A 15595-nucleotide genomic window follows, 5' to 3' on the forward strand; every position below is an offset into this window, starting at 1 on the left:
AGTATGACGAAAAAAGCAGAAGAATTAAAAATGCACGAGAAGGACACTGGTTCTTCAGAAGTACAAATTGCATTATTAACAGGAAAAATTGAAACTCTTTCAGCACACATTAAACAATTCAAAAAAGATAAACACTCTTCGGTTGGATTATTAAGAGCAGTAAATAGAAGAAAAAAATTGTTAGAATATTTAAAGAAAAATAAATTTGATTCTTACAAAAATGTATTAACTCAATTAAATTTAAGAAAATAGACAGAAGGAAACGGAAAATAGATGTTCAAAGTATACAAGAAGGAAATTGAAGTAGCAGGTAAGAAGATAAGTTTAGAAACAGGTAAAGTAGCAAGACAAGCAGACGGAGCAATCATTGCTTCATGTGGTGAAACAGTTATTTTAGCAACAGTAGTAGGAGCCAAAAAAGTAAATCCAGATATGGATTATTTTCCTCTGTCTGTAAATTACCAAGAAAAATATTATGCAGGTGGTAAAATTCCTGGTGGATACTTTAAAAGAGAAGCAAGACCAACTGAAAGTGAACAATTGATTTCAAGATTAATTGATAGACCCATCAGACCTTTGTTTCCAAGTGAATTCAAAAATGAAGTTCAGTTATTACCAACTGTAATCTCATATGATAAAGACAATCAACCAGATATTTTAGCAATTACAGCTTCATCAGCTGCATTAGCCATTTCAGGAATGCCATTTATGGGGCCTGTAGGTGCTTCAAGAGTTGGTTTAGTTGATGGAAAATACATATTAAACCCATCAAAAGCTGAGTTAGAAAACTCTACTTTAGATTTAGTTGTAGCTGGTACTAAAGATGCTGTGCTGATGGTTGAGTCAGAAACGTCAGGTTTAACAGAAGAAGTAATGTTAGATGCAGTTAAGTTTGGTCACGAAGGTTTTGTTCCAGTAATCGAAATGATCGAGGAACTTGCAAAAGAATGCAGAAAACCAGAATGGACTGTTGAGAAAAAAGATTTATCAGAAGTTAAGAAAAAACTTGAAGAAAACTTTACAGAAGATTTAACTAAAGCTTTTGCAACAATAGACAAACAAGATCGATCAAATCAAATTTCAGAAATTTCTGATAAAGCAAAACAACTTTTTGCAGATGATGAAAATTACTCTGATTTCAATGTTAATGATGAATTAAAAAATCTTGAAAAGAAAATTGTTAGAACTGATATTCTTAAAAATAAAAAAAGAATTGATGGCAGAGGCTTGGCTGATGTAAGAGCTATTGAGTGTGAAGTTGGTGTTTTACCAAGAACTCACGGATCAGCTCTATTTACTAGAGGCGAAACACAAGCGATTGTAGTTACTACTTTAGGTACATCTGATGACGAACAAAGATTGGAAAGTTTAGATGGACAGCATAGAGAAAGATTTATGCTTCATTACAACTTCCCTCCTTTCTCAGTTGGTGAAACTGGAAGAATTGGAACTGGAAGACGTGAAGTTGGTCATGGAAAATTAGCATGGAGAGCAATTAACTCTTCATTACCTCCAAAGGAAGAGTTTCCATATACTTTCAGAATAGTATCAGAAATTACAGAATCCAATGGTTCTTCATCAATGGCGAGTGTTTGTGGTGCATCTCTTGCACTTATGGATGCTGGAGTGCCAATTAAAGAGCCAGTTGCAGGTATTGCAATGGGGTTAATTAAAGAAGGCGATGATTTTAGTGTCTTGTCAGATATTTTAGGTGATGAAGATCACCTTGGAGATATGGACTTTAAAGTTGCTGGAACTAAAGATGGAATTACTTCGCTTCAAATGGATATTAAAATTACAGGTATCACATTTGAAATCATGGAGCAGGCTTTAAAACAAGCAAAAGAAGGAAGAATTCATATCTTAGGTGAAATGAATAAAGCTTTAAGTGAATCAAGAGCTGATGTTGGTGAACACACTCCAAAAATGGAACAAATTACTGTTGATAAAAAAGATATTGCAGCTGTAATTGGAAAAGGTGGAGCAACGATTAGAGAAATTGTTGAAAAATCAGGTGCTAAACTAGATGTGAACGATGAAGGTGTGGTAACTGTTGCTGCTCCGGACGAAGAGTCCAGAAACATTGCTATGCAAATGATCAAAGACATCACAGCAAAAGCTGAACTAAATAAAATTTACTCAGGTAAAGTAATGAAGATTATGGAGTTTGGTGCATTTGTAAATTTCTTAGGTAAACAAGATGGTCTTGTTCACATTTCAGAACTTGCTACTAAAAGAGTAGAAAAAGTTACTGATATTGTTAAAGAAGGTGATGAAGTAAAAGTTAAAGTGATTGGTTTCGATAGAGGTAAAGTTAAACTTTCTATGAAACAAGCTGCTGAATAATTTTAAATTAAAATTCTAAACCTCTGGAATGAAAGTTCTGGGGGTTTTTATTTAAAAATTACTAAAAAACTTAAATGATTTTTAACTACTTAAAAGATATATACAAAAAATTATACATATTACAAAATTTATATATTAAGAATAAAATTTACAAAAAAAGAAAATTTTATTCTCAAAGCAAAGAAGACATCTTTGTATTAAAGTATTTCAAAAACAAAAAAAAGGGTTTGTACGTAGATGTGGGCTGTCATCATCCATCTAGAATTAATAATACATTTCTTTTATACAAACATGGATGGAGAGGTGTAAATATAGATATGAGCAAACTATCCATAGATTTATTCGATGTATCAAGAAAAGAAGATGTTAATATTCATTCTGCTGTTTCAACTAAAAATAAAATAATAGACTATTATACAAACAAAAATTTATTTTTAAGTGCGAGTATTATTCAAAAAAAAGGTAGCTCAAAATTTAAATATAAAGAAAAGGTTTCTTCAAAGCCTTTAACAAAAATTTTAGATAAAACAATTTATAAGGATAAGCAGATAGACTTTTTAAGTATTGATGCAGAAGGAGCAGATTATGAAGTACTAAAATCTTTAGATTTTAAAAAATATAAACCAAAATTAATTTGTATTGAAATTTGGCAAGATCAAATAGAAGAGTTTAATATCAAAAAACATGAAATTTATAAATTTTTATTTAACAAAAAATATAAATTAGTTACAAATTTAGCTGATAATTTTATTTTCAAAAAAATTATATAAAAAATATAAACACTCTATTTAAGTTAAGAGGTTTTTTTATATGTCTTTAATTGAAAAAACCTTTAGCCACTCTTTTGTTTTGCTGGAAAGTATTCTACTTCTGAAAAACGATCTGTCGGAAAAATCCAATAAAATTCAAGGGTTTCTTTTCCATTATTTTTCAAGGCATGTTCAGCATTTCCAGCTATATAAACTACATCGCCCTTTTTAATTGTTTCAAGTTTACCTGATTTATTTAAAATTCCTTTACCATTGGTAACCACATATATTTCTGCTGGTGAGTGATAATGAAGTGTTAAATCTCCACCAGGCGCTATTTCAGCAAAACCAAGGGATAAACCAGAACTACCATCAAAATCTGCATCAATTAAAAATTTCCACCTTACTCCAGGATACTTTTCAGTTGATGACCATTCTTGACTCAAAACAGAAGCAAGATTTTTTACAAAAATCATTCAAAATCTTAGCTTATGTCTTATTTTTTTTAAATATAAATTATTAAGTCTAAAAAATTCTTCCAAATTTTTTTAACTAAATTTAACTATATTTTAGGTAATATTTTTAGGATCTGGCATTCCAACCTTGTTATATCCAGCATCTACGTAATGAATTTCACCAGTAACACCATTTGCAAGGTCGCTTAATAGATATAATGCTGAATTTCCAACATCATGAATATCTACGTTTCTTTTAAGGAAAGAATGATCTTCGTTCCACTTGTATAAGAATTTTGCATCTCCAATAGCAGAAGCTGCTAAAGTCTTAATGGGTCCAGCACTTATAGCATTCACTCTCATGCCTTTAGCACCTAAATCTCTTGCAAGGTACTTAACACTTGCCTCAAGAGCTGATTTACAAACACCCATTACGTTATAATTTGGAATAGCTTTAGTAGATTCGTAAGTTAAGGTTAACATGCTTCCACCTTCTTTCATTATTTTAGATGCTTCTTTTGCAACTTCTGTAAATGAAAAACATGAGATTAACATACTTCTTAAAAAGTTTTCTCTAGTAGTGTTTAAATACTCACCTGATAATTCTGATTTATCTGAAAATGCAACTGCGTGAACCACAAAATCTATTTGTCCCCATTCAGATTTAATATCTTCAAAAAGTTTTATTACTTCTTCTTTATTCTCAACATCACAACTAAATGTAGCTTTTGAATTTAATTTTTCTGCTAAAGGGATTACTCTTTTCTTTAACGCATCACCAAGATAAGTGAATGCAAGTTCAGCTCCAGCTTCTGCAAGTTTCTGCGAAATACCCCAAGCGATAGACCTTTCATTGGCAACGCCCATGATTAATCCTCTTTTGCCTTTCATTAAACTCATTTAAACCTTTTCAAAAATTAAAGTTGCATTTGTTCCACCAAAACCAAAGCTGTTAGACATAACAGAGTTTAATTTAACATCTGTTTCAGTTTTAGTAACGATTGGGAATTTTTTTGCTTCATCATCCATGTCAGTGATGTTAGCTGAAGCTGTGATAAAATTATTTTTCATCATGATTAAACTATAAATTGCTTCATGAACAGAAGCAGCACCTAGTGGATGACCAGAAAGGGATTTAGTAGAGCTTATTTTTGGTACCTCAGCACCAAATGCTTCTCCAACACCTCTAAGTTCTGTTATATCTCCAACAGGAGTTGAAGTTCCGTGAGTGTTTAAGTAGTCCATTTTATTTTTAGCAGTTGCTAAAGCCATTTTCATACATCTAACAGCACCTTCACCAGATGGGGCTACCATATCATACCCGTCAGAAGTCGCTCCATAGCCTGTTAATTCAGCATATATGTTTGCACCTCTTGCTTTTGCATGCTCGTATTCCTCAAGCACCAAAACTCCACCACCACCTGCTATTACAAAGCCATCTCTAGTCTTATCATAAGCTCTAGAAGCAGTTTCAGGCGCATCATTGTATTTAGAAGATAATGCAGTCATCGCATCAAACATTGCAGTCATTGCCCAGTGTAATTCTTCACTACCACCTGCAAACACAACGTCTTGTTTACCCATTTGAATTAATTCACTTGCATGACCGATACAGTGTCCGCTAGTTGCACACGCAGAACTCATCGTATAATTAACTCCTTTAATTTTAAAAGGTACAGCAAGAGTTGCTGAAGATGTACTAGCCATAGTTCTTGGAACAATAAATGGTCCCATTAACTTTGGAGTTTTGGCTCTAGTCTTATCAACTGATAAAACAACATTCTCTATTGAAGGACCCCCAGAACCCATAACTATTCCAGTTTTAAAATTACTTATATCTTTATCCTCTAATCCTGAATCCTTAATAGCTTCTTTCATTGCAATGTAATTATATGCAGATCCAGAGCCCATAAATCTGATAGTTTTTCTATCGACATGATCTTCAAGTTTAATATTTGGTTTGCCATGAATGTGGCTTCTTAAATTATGCTCTTTATATTCCTCGCAAAAAGATATTCCAGATTTTGAATTTAAAAGAGATTGATAAACTTCTTCTTGATTATTCCCCAAACAAGAAACAACTCCCAAACCTGTAACTACTACTCTTCTCATTATTTAAATAACCCCACTTTTAAACTTTCTGCTGAATATATTTTCTTGTCATCGGCAAATACTAAACCATTTGCCAAACCAACCGTTGTTCCACCTGGTGCCATAATTTTTTTCATATCAATTTCATATCTTACATTTTTAACATTTTGTAAAACTTCACCAGTGAATTTTACTGTACTCACGCCTAAAGCTCTCCCTTTGCCTGGATTGCCAAGCCAACCAAGATAAAAACCAACTAACTGCCACATAGCATCCAAGCCAAGACAACCTGGCATAACAGGGTCTCCTTTAAAGTGACAATCAAAAAACCAAAGGTCTTTTTTGATATCAAGCTCCGCTTTTAAAGAGCCTTTGCTAAAAGCACCATTGTCCTCGTTGATTTCAGTTATTCTATCAAACATGAGCATTGGTGGAAGCGGTAATTTTGCATTACCTGGGCCAAAAAGTTCGCCATTTCCGCAGCTTATTAGCTCATCATATGTGAATGAGTTTTTTTTCATAAATTTCAGTCCCTTAATACTTGATTTATGATGATTATAATATAGAAATAGTTTAGAATTATTATAAACAATAATGAATAATATTAATATATACAAAGAAAAACTGAGAGAATCTGGCTTAAGACCAACTAGACAAAGGTTAAAAATCTGTGAAGTATTGTTTTCACCTGAAAAAACTTTTCATTTTACGATAAATGATTTGACCAAAATTATTGAAGAAAAGTTGAGTGAAAAAATTTCCCTAGCAACAGTTTATAATACAATTCATGCATTTAAGAAAAAAGGATACTTAAAAGAAATTTCAATTAATAGTGATAAAAGTTATTTTGACACTAACGTAACTGAACACCATCACTTTTTTGACGAAGATACAAATGAGTTGATTGATTGTAGCAACGAAGAAATTGATTCAGTGAATATAAAAAGAAATATCACAGGAAAAAAAATAAAATCAGTAGAAGTATTGATTAAAGTTGCAACTGATAATCAAACTCAAAAATAATTCAATAATTTCAATAATTTAATAATTACATTAAAATAATTCTAAACTGTTGACTTACAGTTTAGAATGATTATATGTACACCATAATCATTAAGGAGAAAAATATGTCATTAAAAGGAAGTAAAACAGAAGAAAACTTAAAGGATGCATTTGCAGGCGAGAGCCAAGCAAACAGACGTTATTTATATTTTGCTCAAAAAGCAGATATCGAAGGCTATAACGATGTAGCATCTGTATTTAGATCTACAGCTGAAGGTGAAACAGGTCATGCACATGGACACCTTGAGTATCTTGAAGAAGTTGGAGATCCAGCAACGGGACTACCAATTGGTGAGACTAAAGCAAATTTAGCTTCAGCAGTACAAGGTGAAACTCATGAATATACAGACATGTACCCAGGTATGGCAAAAACAGCTAGAGAAGAAGGTTTTCCAGAAATAGCTGATTGGTTTGAAACTTTAGCAAAAGCTGAAAAATCACACGCAGGTAAATTCCAAAAAACATTAGAATCTATTGCGTAAATAAAACTTAATTTATGGTGGGGTTTTCCCCCACCATTAAATCCTAAAATTTTAAATATGAGTAAAGAAGGCAGTATAGACGCACCCATTAGACACCCAATCAATTTTGAGCATCCAGATTTTTTAGATCCTAAAAAATTAGATGACGAAATGAGAAGAGCATTCGATATCTGCCATGGATGTAGAAGATGTTTTAATTTATGTGACTCGTTTCCAAAATTATTTGACATGATAGATGAGTCAGAAAATGAGGATGTAGAAAGTTTAAAAAGTGAACAGTTTGAACCTGTAGTAGATGCTTGCACATTGTGTGATATGTGTTTTATGACCAAGTGTCCTTATGTACCGCCACATGATTTTGATTTAGACTTTCCTCACTTAATGTTGAGATACAGAACAGCTCAAAAAAAATTAAATAAATTACCTGCAGTACCGGCACAATTAGCTCGAATTGATAGAAATGCAAAAATTGGTGTAATGTTATCATCCCTTATAAACTGGGCATCAAACATTAAAAATACATTTTTTAGAAAAATATTAGAATTAGTTGCTGGAATTGATATGAGGGTTAAGCTTCCAACCTACAATTCAGAAACATTTACAAAATATTTTAAAAAAAATAATATTCCAGTAAACAGTGAAGCTCCATCTAAAGATAGAAAAGTTGTAATTTATTCAACATGCTTTGTTAATTTTAATAAAAAAGACACTGGTGTAGCTGCATTAAAAGTTTTAAAAAAAAATGGAGTAGAGGTTCAAGAGGCTTACCCAGGTTGTTGTGGAATGCCTTATCTCGAGCAAGCAGATTTACCAAAAGTTGTGGAGCAAGCTAAAAAAGTTTCCAAAGATTTATTAGAGTGGGTAGATAAGGGTTATCAAATTATTACTCTAACAGCCAGCTGTGGTCTAATGTTAAAATTTGAATGGCCATTGCTATTACCAAACGATGAAAATATTAAAAGACTTTCAAAAAGTGTTAGTGATATAGATGAGTATATCGTTGATATAGCACAAAACGAAGGCTTAGCAGAGGGCTTACAAGAAATTGATGGTGGGGTTACAGTTCACAACGCTTGTCATGCAAGAGCACAAAATATGGGTATTAAATCTAGAGATATGCTTAAATTCATTCCTAATATAAAAATGGATGTTGTTGAAAGATGTGCTGGTCACGGAGGAACTTTTGGTGTGATGAAGGAAACTCACGATCTAGCTATAAAAGTTGGAACACCAACAGCAAAACAAATTAAAAATAAAAATAATAAATACATGGCTTCAGATTGTCCTTTGGCAGGTAAGCATTTGAAACAATTAGAAACAGACACAAATATTTCAAATGATGAGGCACTTCATCCTATCGAATTAATGGCAAAAAGTTATAGATTGTAATTATGAGTAAAGAAAAAAGACTAATAGAAAAAGAAGACTTACTACCATCTGATGTTTACGCAAAAAGTAGAAAACAAATCAGAAAAGATTTAGTTGAGTTTAAAAAAGATAGAAGAATAGCACTTGGTCCTTATGCTACTTTTTATTTTGAAAGTTTTGAAACTATGGTTGCCCAAGTTCAAGAAATGCTTCACATCGAAAAAGGTGGAGATGAGCAATTAAAAGATGAATTAATAGCCTACAATCCCTTAGTACCAAGTGGAAAAGAACTTATAGCAACATTAATGTTTGAAATTGATAATCCAATTTCAAGAGCTAAATTTTTAGGTAAAGTTGGAGGTATTGAAGAAAAGGTATTTATGAAAATTAATAATGAAATTGTTAAAGCAGTTCCAGAAGCAGATGTTGACAGAACATCAGCAGAAGGAAAAGCTTCTTCAGTACAGTTTATCCATTTCAAATTAAATGATGATCAAATTTCTAAATTTAAATCAGATAGTGCAACTATCGAACTTGGGATTGATCATAAAGAGTATACTCACACAACAAAACTATCAGAAAATAGCATTAAATCGCTATGTGATGATTTTATCTAATAGAACCCCAAATATTTTCAGTTTTGATCCAGCCTGAATAATCTTCAGTTTTTACGTTACACCATATATTTTCACATTTTTTTAAGATTAATAGTCTTCCCTTTTCTAGTTTGGCTATTGGTTTTGAAAAGTTAGATGGTTTTTTATATAAAATTTTATCTTCTAAAATAATAATAGAATTTGATTTTTTAATCTGAGAAATGTGGATCCATCCACTATTATTTTTTAAATCTACAATTCTCCTAAAATTTTCTTTTTGATCTATTTGTTTTATCGGTAAATTTATTTTTTTATAAATATATTTGATTTTTGAATCAAAACTTGGTCCATATCGAACATTTACTTTACTTTTTTTTAAAGAAAGAAACTTTTCTTCTGCCATTGAAAATTGACCAAATAAAACTGATAGACACAAAAACCAGATAGCTATTTTTTTTATCATTTACAAAAACAGTTTTTTCTTTTTTTAAGTTTAACTTTTCTAAAATTTAATTGTAATAAATCTAAGATAAAAATATATCCATCAAGACTTTTTCCAATACCAAGTATTTTCTTTAAAACTTCATTTGCTTGTATTGTTCCAATTATACCAGCAACAGTGCCAAGAATACCTTCTGACTCGCAATTTAATAAGTCATCTGAAATATCAGAGTCTTGAAAAAAACATCTTAAACATGGAATTTTTTTATTTTTAAAATTAAAAGTAAATATATGACCGTCAAATTTACTTATGGCTCCGGTTACAAGTATTTTTTTAAATTTATAACAAAAATCATTTAATAAAAATTTTGTTGAAAAATTATCAGAACCATCAACTATATAATCATAATCTTTTATAATTTTCTTAAAGTTATTTTTATCAAGTCTTATTTTGTAAATTTTAATTTTAATACTTGGGTTTATTTTTTTAATTTTAACCCTTGCTACTTGAACTTTAAATTTTTCTATATCGCTGGTGTTATAAAGACTTTGTCTGTGTAGATTAGATAAACTAACTTTATCATCATCAACTATACCTATCGAACCAACCCCAGCTCTTGCAAGAAATTCTGCAACAGGAGATCCTAAACCACCCATTCCAACAATTAAAACTTTTGAAGATATAATTTTTTTTTGTCCAATAGTGCCAATATCTTTAAGTACTATTTGTCTTGAGTATCTTTCTATTGATGCTTTTTTTAATTGGCTATTCATTTACCTGTTGAGCCAAATCCACCATCACCTCGCAATGTATCAGGTAAATTATCTGTTTCTTCAAACTCCATCTTAATTACAGGCATTAAGACCATTTGTGCTATTCTATCTTTATTGTTGATAAGGAAATCTTCTTTACCATGATTAAAAAGTATAACTTTAATTTCTCCTCTATAATCACTATCAATTGTCCCCGGAGTGTTTAAAACTGTAATACTTTTTTTAGCAGCCAAACCAGATCGAGGACGAATTTGAACTTCATAATCCTCTGAAAATGCCATTGAAAGCCCTGTAGGAACCAAATATGAGCTATTAGGTGCTATTCTAATAGGCTCCTCTATAAAAGCCATCAAATCCATACCTGAAGCACCATCTGTTTTGTAAGCAGGTAATTCTACTTTAGGATTTAATTTTTTGATTAATACTTTAGCCACTGAATTTTAATTTAATCTTTTAATAACTCTATCTACTATTTCATCAGAAATTTCAGATTTACTTTTTATTGTAAGCCTTTCATCATCCATATTTTTATCTCTATAATAAATCGAAACTTCATTAAAACTAGAGTCAAATCCAATTGCTTTATTGGAAACATCATTTGCAATTATCCAATCACAGTTTTTTTCATCTAATTTTTTTTTTGCATTTTCTTCTATATTATTAGTTTCTGCAGCAAATCCAATTACCAACTTTGGTCTAAGAGAATTATGTTTTGATACATAATTTAAAATATCAATATTTTTTTCTAGTTCTAGATTTAATTTTTCTTGCTTTTTAATTTTGCTATTACTTATTTCTTTAACTTTAAAGTCAGCAACAGCTGCTGAAAAAATTGCTACATCTGTTGGTAAATTATTTTGTGCAGCTTTAAACATTTCGTCTGCAGTTTCTACTTTAATTAAGTTTATATTGTTGCCTACTTCTAAATTTGTAGGTCCAGAAATTAAAGTGGTTTGAAATCCTTTTTTAGCAAATGCTTTTGCTAAAGCATAACCTTGTTTTCCAGAAGATTTATTTGTTATAAATCTTACAGGGTCAATATATTCATTAGTTGGTCCAGCCGTTACTAAGGCTTTTAATTTATAATTTTTATTTAATTCACTAAAGTATAAATTAATTTCTTGAACAATATTATCTGGTTCAGTCATTTTCCCTTCACCAAATTCTCCACAGGCCATATCTCCAATTTCAGGACCTATAATTTTATAACCAAATGATCTTAATTTTTTAAGGTTTTCTTTCGTCGATGGATGGTCCCACATTCTAACATTCATTGCTGGTGTTAAAAAAATATCTTTATCGGAAGCCAAAATTACAGTTGAGGCAAGATCATCTGAAGACCCTGTGCTTAATTTTGAGATTGTATTAGCGGTAGCTGGAGCTACAACAATTAAGTCTGCCCATCTAGATAGTGAAATATGATCCATTTCAGCCTCATTTTCAGGGTTAAATAAATCGTCATAAACTTTTTCTTGAGATAGTGAGGCAACGGACAAAGGAGTTACAAATTCTTTAGCACTTTTAGTAAGAATAGTTTTAACCTTTGCACCTAATTTTTTTAATGATCTGATTAATTCTAAACTTTTGTAAGCAGATATGCCACCACATATTATTAAAAGTATTTTTCTTTCAGATATATTATTCATTGTGAGAATTAAAATACTACTAGACCAAAAATTACAAGCAGTAATAAACCAACAATAGACTGATTTCTAAAGGCAGTCATTTCAGATCTCTTTTCATTTAAGGCAGTAAATGAATTTGAATTTTGGGGGATCTGTCCACTTGCTAAAAATGATAAAGCTTGATTGGCTTTATCCATAATCTCTGGAAAATCAGGCAATCTTTTAATTACTTCAGTAGTACTTTTTAAACTTTCATTTAAGGTATTAATTGGATCTTTTGTTTCTCTTAACCAACTTTCTAAAACTGGTTTTGAAGTTTCCCATATATTGGTATTAGGGTTAAGTTTTCTCGCAACACCCTCAACCACTACCATTGTTTTTTGTAACATTAATAATTGAGGTTGAGTTTGCATATTAAATTTTTCAGTAACTTCAAAAAGTTGTTTTAATAATTTTCCCCCAGAAATATCTTTTACAGATTGACCAAAAATTGGTTCACCAATTGATCTTAATGCTTGTGCTAAATCATTAACAGGCACATCTTTAGGAACTAGACCAGCAACCAAATGTACCTCAGCAACTTTTTTGTAGTCTCTTTGAATAAATCCAAATAAAATTTCAGCTAAAAATCTTTTGCTAAGATTGTCTAATCTTCCCATTATTCCAAAATCTATAGGAACAATTTGCCCATTATCGTCAATAAATATATTTCCTTGATGCATGTCAGCATGAAAAAAACCGTCTCTAACAGCATGTCTTAAAAAATGCTGAATTACATCAGAGGCTATTCTCTTAGTATCTATATTTCTTTTTTGTAAATCTTCTGTTTCACGAATAGAAACGCCTTCTACCCAATCAAGTGTCATGACATTTTCGCTTGTAAAATTCCAATAAATAGCAGGAACTCTAAAACCTGCATCATTCTTTGTATTTTCGGCATATTCATTTGCAGCTGCTGCTTCAAATCTTAAATCCATTTCTAAATTAGTTATTTCTTTAAGAAGAAAAACTACTTCTACCAATTTCAGCCTTTTTGTTTTTTTTATAAATGACTCAACCATAAAAGCAAAAAGCATCAAAGCATCTATCTCTTCATTAAATACTTTTTTTATATTTGGTCTTAAAATTTTAATAGCAACATCTTTTATGGTTCCATTGTCATTTATTTTTGCTTTATGAACCTGTGCTATTGAAGCTGCTGCAACTGGTTCACTTAAATCAATGATTGAATTGAAAGTATCATCTCCTAGGTCTTTTTTAATTATTGCCTTTGCTTCAGTTAAAGTAAAAGCGGGCAATCTATCTTGTAAGCCCTCTAACTGTTTTGCTAAATCATCTCCGATAATATCAGGTCTAGTAACCAAAAATTGTCCTAACTTAATAAATGTAGTTCCCATTGATTGTAGCGACTTAGAAAGTTTTGCTCCTTCATTTTCGTTTAAATTATTTTTATTAGGTGGAGAAAAAGAAAATGAAAGTATTTGGAAGAGAATCTTAATTGCTAATGGTGGTTTTTTAAATTTAGAAAGAATAGTTAATATATCAGAACGAGCTAATTTTCTTCCTAATTTAAATAAGATGAATATTTTTTTTAACATTAGATTTTCCAGCCTGAATGAATAGCTACAATTCCACCTGATAAGTTTCTATAACTGCAGTTAACAAATTTATTTTTATTCATTAAATCAATTAACTCTTCTTGATTAATAAACTCTTCAATACTTTTAACTAGATATTCATAAGGTTCTTTTTGTCCAACTATAGCTTTTCCAACTAAAGGAATAAGTTTTGAATAATTTTTATATATAAAGTCTAAATTAGAGTTTTGAATTTTAGAAAATTCTAAACATAAGTAACGACCTCCTGGTTTTAAAACTCTATAAGCTTCTGATAAAGCTTTATTTAGATCTTTAGTATTTCGTAGTCCAAAACTAATTGTATAATAATCACAAGAATTATCTTTAATAGGCAACTTTTCAGCTGGAGCAATTATCCAATTGATATTTTTATAAGTATTTAACTTTTCTTTGCCTTTACCAATCATCCCTTTATTTGGATCAACGCAAAATATTTCACCATTTTTATCAGTTGCATCTAAAAAAAGTTTACCAAGATCTCCAGTTCCGCAGGCGACATCAATTAAAGTTTTATTATTTGAAGGGTTCATCCAACTTAATAGATCTTTTTTCCAAATTCTATGAACACCCAATGACATAAAGTCATTCATTAAATCATATTTGTCATAGACATTATCAAAGACACTTTGGACAAGGCCCTTTTTGTTTTGGAGATATTGCTGCATATTAAATTTATTATTTATTGATAATATAGTCTCAAATGCCAGAATTACCAGAAGTAGAAATAGTCAAACAATCGCTATCTAAAAAATTAGAGCATAAAAAAATCAAAAAAATAATAATTACGAATAGAAATTTAAGGTTTAAAATTCCTTTAAAATTTGAAGAATTATTAAAAAATAAAATTATTAAAAAAGTAACTAGATTTTCAAAGTATTTGATCTTGAATTTTTCTGATCAATCTTTTTGTTTAATTCATTTAGGGATGTCTGGAACTGTTCATTTAATAAAAAAAAATAATATTAGTAAGTTTACCAATACTAGTTTTTATAATTCACCAAGCCTACCAAAAAAACATAATCATGTTGAAATTCATTTTAAAGGTTTAAGAGTTATATACAATGATCCTAGAAGATTTGGATTTTTTAAATTTATAGAAAACAAGAAGGAACTTGAAAAAAGATTTAGTCATTTAGGACCTGAACCATTTTTTAAAAATTTTAACTTAGAATATTTAATTGGTTATTTCACAAATAAAAAAAAGGATATAAAAAGTTTCTTATTAGATCAAAAATTTGTATCAGGAATTGGAAATATTTATGCTAGTGAAATTTTATTTTTATGTAAAATTAATCCAATTACCTATGCATCAAAGTTAACCAAGCAAGATTGCAAAAAAATTATTACTTATTCAAAAAGTGTACTTAATAGGGCTATTAAAAAAGGAGGGTCAAGTATTCGAGATTTTAAAAACATCACTGGAAAAAGTGGAAATTTCCAAAAAGAATTTAGGGTGTATCAAAGAGAAAATCTAAGCTGCTTAAGAACTAAATGTAATGGGAAAATTCAGAAAATATTTATATCTAATAGGTCAACATTCTTTTGTAATACATGCCAAAAATAGGGAATTATTCTATTGACCACTATAAATTCTCAAGCTATACCACTGCGCTTATGGCAAACACAAAATCAGCAATTAAAAGAATTAGAAGAATTGCTACACAAACATTGGTTAATAAGGCTCGTAAGAGCAAGTATAGAAATGCTATAAAAAAAATGAACCTTCTTCTGGTAGAAAAGAAAAAAGACGAAGCTCTAAAATTCTTGCCAAAGTTGAACTCTGAGTTAATGAAAGTTGCAAAAACTGGAATTATAAAGAAAGCAAATGCTTCAAGAAACATTTCGAGAATAACAAAGAAAATTTCAGCCTTATAATAAATTTATAAGACTATTTTAAATTTCAACTAATAGTACTTACATCATATAAGAAATCAAATTTTTAGATTAACTATATATAGATTTAGTAAAA

The 15595-nt window shown here is 30.2% G+C and carries 19 protein-coding genes; 9 read left to right on the top strand and 10 right to left on the bottom strand.

Going from position 1 to position 15595, the window contains the following annotated elements:
• The first annotated feature begins 3 nt into the window (after positions 1-3).
• From rpsO to SAR11_RS01970, 3 genes are all read left to right on the top strand, one after another.
• Positions 4-252, top strand: coding sequence for a 30S ribosomal protein S15 (gene rpsO / locus SAR11_RS01960; protein ID WP_006997516.1), 249 nt, complete (start codon positions 4-6; stop codon positions 250-252).
• A 21-nt stretch (positions 253-273) separates the two neighbouring features.
• Positions 274-2346, top strand: a complete 2073-nt coding sequence (gene pnp, locus SAR11_RS01965) for a polyribonucleotide nucleotidyltransferase (RefSeq protein WP_011281676.1) — start codon at positions 274-276, stop codon at positions 2344-2346.
• Positions 2347-2420: 74 nt separating this feature from the next.
• Positions 2421-3116: an FkbM family methyltransferase gene (locus tag SAR11_RS01970; protein WP_011281677.1), complete on the top strand. Its 696-nt coding sequence runs from the start codon at positions 2421-2423 to the stop codon at positions 3114-3116.
• A gap of 62 nt (positions 3117-3178) precedes the next feature.
• On the opposite strand, the gene SAR11_RS01975 is transcribed toward SAR11_RS01970, so the two are convergent.
• The 4 genes from SAR11_RS01975 to fabA form a co-directional block, all read right to left on the bottom strand.
• Complete coding sequence (locus SAR11_RS01975) at positions 3179-3571, bottom strand: cupin domain-containing protein (RefSeq protein WP_011281678.1); 393 nt, start codon at positions 3569-3571, stop codon at positions 3179-3181.
• A 93-nt stretch (positions 3572-3664) separates the two neighbouring features.
• The gene (locus tag SAR11_RS01980) at positions 3665-4450 is read right to left on the bottom strand and encodes an enoyl-ACP reductase FabI (protein WP_006997513.1); all 786 of its coding nucleotides are present in this window, start codon (positions 4448-4450) and stop codon (positions 3665-3667) included.
• Positions 4451-5662 carry a beta-ketoacyl-ACP synthase I gene (gene fabB / locus SAR11_RS01985; protein ID WP_011281680.1) on the bottom strand — a complete coding sequence of 404 codons (1212 nt, stop codon included), beginning with the start codon at positions 5660-5662 and terminating at the stop codon, positions 4451-4453. It abuts the gene before it with no gap.
• Positions 5662-6162, bottom strand: a complete 501-nt coding sequence (gene fabA / locus SAR11_RS01990; RefSeq protein ID WP_011281681.1) for a bifunctional 3-hydroxydecanoyl-ACP dehydratase/trans-2-decenoyl-ACP isomerase — start codon at positions 6160-6162, stop codon at positions 5662-5664. The genes fabB and fabA overlap by 1 nt, the downstream gene beginning before the upstream one ends.
• Before the next feature lie 73 nt (positions 6163-6235).
• Here fabA and SAR11_RS01995 point away from each other — a divergent pair, with 73 nt between their 5' ends.
• The 4 genes from SAR11_RS01995 (at position 6236) to SAR11_RS02010 (ending at position 9170) form a co-directional block, all read left to right on the top strand.
• Positions 6236-6664, top strand: coding sequence for a Fur family transcriptional regulator (locus SAR11_RS01995; protein WP_006997510.1), 429 nt, complete (start codon positions 6236-6238; stop codon positions 6662-6664).
• 104 nt (positions 6665-6768) lie between these two features.
• Entirely contained in the window at positions 6769-7185 is a 417-nt protein-coding gene (locus SAR11_RS02000; RefSeq protein WP_006997509.1) for a rubrerythrin family protein, read from the top strand.
• A gap of 57 nt (positions 7186-7242) precedes the next feature.
• The gene (locus SAR11_RS02005; protein ID WP_006997508.1) at positions 7243-8574 is read left to right on the top strand and encodes a (Fe-S)-binding protein; all 1332 of its coding nucleotides are present in this window, start codon (positions 7243-7245) and stop codon (positions 8572-8574) included.
• Positions 8575-8576: 2 nt separating this feature from the next.
• Positions 8577-9170, top strand: a complete 594-nt coding sequence (locus SAR11_RS02010) for a DUF3501 family protein (protein ID WP_006997507.1) — start codon at positions 8577-8579, stop codon at positions 9168-9170.
• On the opposite strand, the gene SAR11_RS02015 is transcribed toward SAR11_RS02010, so the two are convergent.
• Genes SAR11_RS02015 through ubiE form a run of 6 tightly spaced genes read right to left on the bottom strand, consistent with a single transcriptional unit; the run spans position 9163 to position 14291 of the window.
• Positions 9163-9612: an SH3 domain-containing protein gene (locus tag SAR11_RS02015; protein ID WP_011281682.1), complete on the bottom strand. Its 450-nt coding sequence runs from the start codon at positions 9610-9612 to the stop codon at positions 9163-9165. The genes SAR11_RS02010 and SAR11_RS02015 overlap by 8 nt on opposite strands.
• Positions 9609-10364, bottom strand: a complete 756-nt coding sequence (locus SAR11_RS02020; protein WP_011281683.1) for a HesA/MoeB/ThiF family protein — start codon at positions 10362-10364, stop codon at positions 9609-9611. The genes SAR11_RS02015 and SAR11_RS02020 overlap by 4 nt, the downstream gene beginning before the upstream one ends.
• Positions 10361-10798, bottom strand: a complete 438-nt coding sequence (gene dut, locus SAR11_RS02025) for a dUTP diphosphatase (protein ID WP_006997504.1) — start codon at positions 10796-10798, stop codon at positions 10361-10363. Before dut ends, SAR11_RS02020 begins: the two co-directional genes overlap by 4 nt.
• A gap of 6 nt (positions 10799-10804) precedes the next feature.
• Positions 10805-12010, bottom strand: a complete 1206-nt coding sequence (coaBC, locus tag SAR11_RS02030; protein ID WP_011281684.1) for a bifunctional phosphopantothenoylcysteine decarboxylase/phosphopantothenate--cysteine ligase CoaBC — start codon at positions 12008-12010, stop codon at positions 10805-10807.
• A gap of 8 nt (positions 12011-12018) precedes the next feature.
• Entirely contained in the window at positions 12019-13587 is a 1569-nt protein-coding gene (gene ubiB / locus SAR11_RS02035; protein WP_006997502.1) for a 2-polyprenylphenol 6-hydroxylase, read from the bottom strand.
• Positions 13587-14291: a bifunctional demethylmenaquinone methyltransferase/2-methoxy-6-polyprenyl-1,4-benzoquinol methylase UbiE gene (gene ubiE, locus SAR11_RS02040; protein ID WP_011281685.1), complete on the bottom strand. Its 705-nt coding sequence runs from the start codon at positions 14289-14291 to the stop codon at positions 13587-13589. The genes ubiB and ubiE overlap by 1 nt, the downstream gene beginning before the upstream one ends.
• Positions 14292-14326: 35 nt before the next feature.
• Here ubiE and mutM point away from each other — a divergent pair, with 35 nt between their 5' ends.
• On the top strand, positions 14327-15190 hold the full coding sequence (gene mutM / locus SAR11_RS02045; protein ID WP_011281686.1) for a bifunctional DNA-formamidopyrimidine glycosylase/DNA-(apurinic or apyrimidinic site) lyase: 864 nt from the start codon (positions 14327-14329) through the stop codon (positions 15188-15190).
• A gap of 50 nt (positions 15191-15240) precedes the next feature.
• A complete protein-coding gene (gene rpsT, locus SAR11_RS02050) occupies positions 15241-15501 on the top strand; it encodes a 30S ribosomal protein S20 (RefSeq protein WP_011281687.1) in 261 nt (86 codons plus the stop codon).
• Positions 15502-15595 lie beyond the last annotated feature (94 nt).

Origin of the sequence: Candidatus Pelagibacter ubique HTCC1062 (assembly GCF_000012345.1) — a bacterium.
In the GTDB taxonomy this organism is placed as follows: domain Bacteria; phylum Pseudomonadota; class Alphaproteobacteria; order Pelagibacterales; family Pelagibacteraceae; genus Pelagibacter; species Pelagibacter ubiqueversans.

Bases quoted from the DNA above. Each gene is read 5' to 3' on its own strand.
- coaBC (WP_011281684.1), bottom strand. From the start codon at position 12,010: ATGAATAATATATCTGAAAGAAAAATACTTTTAATAATATGTGGTGGC.
- rpsT (WP_011281687.1), top strand. From the start codon at position 15,241: ATGGCAAACACAAAATCAGCAATTAAAAGAATTAGAAGAATTGCTACA.
- SAR11_RS01970 (WP_011281677.1), top strand. From the start codon at position 2,421: ATGATTTTTAACTACTTAAAAGATATATACAAAAAATTATACATATTA.
- fabA (WP_011281681.1), bottom strand. From the start codon at position 6,162: ATGAAAAAAAACTCATTCACATATGATGAGCTAATAAGCTGCGGAAAT.
- SAR11_RS02000 (WP_006997509.1), top strand. From the start codon at position 6,769: ATGTCATTAAAAGGAAGTAAAACAGAAGAAAACTTAAAGGATGCATTT.
- ubiE (WP_011281685.1), bottom strand. From the start codon at position 14,291: ATGCAGCAATATCTCCAAAACAAAAAGGGCCTTGTCCAAAGTGTCTTT.
- pnp (WP_011281676.1), top strand. From the start codon at position 274: ATGTTCAAAGTATACAAGAAGGAAATTGAAGTAGCAGGTAAGAAGATA.
- SAR11_RS02005 (WP_006997508.1), top strand. From the start codon at position 7,243: ATGAGTAAAGAAGGCAGTATAGACGCACCCATTAGACACCCAATCAAT.
- SAR11_RS01975 (WP_011281678.1), bottom strand. From the start codon at position 3,571: ATGATTTTTGTAAAAAATCTTGCTTCTGTTTTGAGTCAAGAATGGTCA.
- mutM (WP_011281686.1), top strand. From the start codon at position 14,327: ATGCCAGAATTACCAGAAGTAGAAATAGTCAAACAATCGCTATCTAAA.
- ubiB (WP_006997502.1), bottom strand. From the start codon at position 13,587: ATGTTAAAAAAAATATTCATCTTATTTAAATTAGGAAGAAAATTAGCT.
- SAR11_RS01980 (WP_006997513.1), bottom strand. From the start codon at position 4,450: ATGAGTTTAATGAAAGGCAAAAGAGGATTAATCATGGGCGTTGCCAAT.
- SAR11_RS02010 (WP_006997507.1), top strand. From the start codon at position 8,577: ATGAGTAAAGAAAAAAGACTAATAGAAAAAGAAGACTTACTACCATCT.
- fabB (WP_011281680.1), bottom strand. From the start codon at position 5,662: ATGAGAAGAGTAGTAGTTACAGGTTTGGGAGTTGTTTCTTGTTTGGGG.
- rpsO (WP_006997516.1), top strand. From the start codon at position 4: ATGACGAAAAAAGCAGAAGAATTAAAAATGCACGAGAAGGACACTGGT.
- SAR11_RS01995 (WP_006997510.1), top strand. From the start codon at position 6,236: ATGAATAATATTAATATATACAAAGAAAAACTGAGAGAATCTGGCTTA.
- SAR11_RS02015 (WP_011281682.1), bottom strand. From the start codon at position 9,612: ATGATAAAAAAAATAGCTATCTGGTTTTTGTGTCTATCAGTTTTATTT.
- SAR11_RS02020 (WP_011281683.1), bottom strand. From the start codon at position 10,364: ATGAATAGCCAATTAAAAAAAGCATCAATAGAAAGATACTCAAGACAA.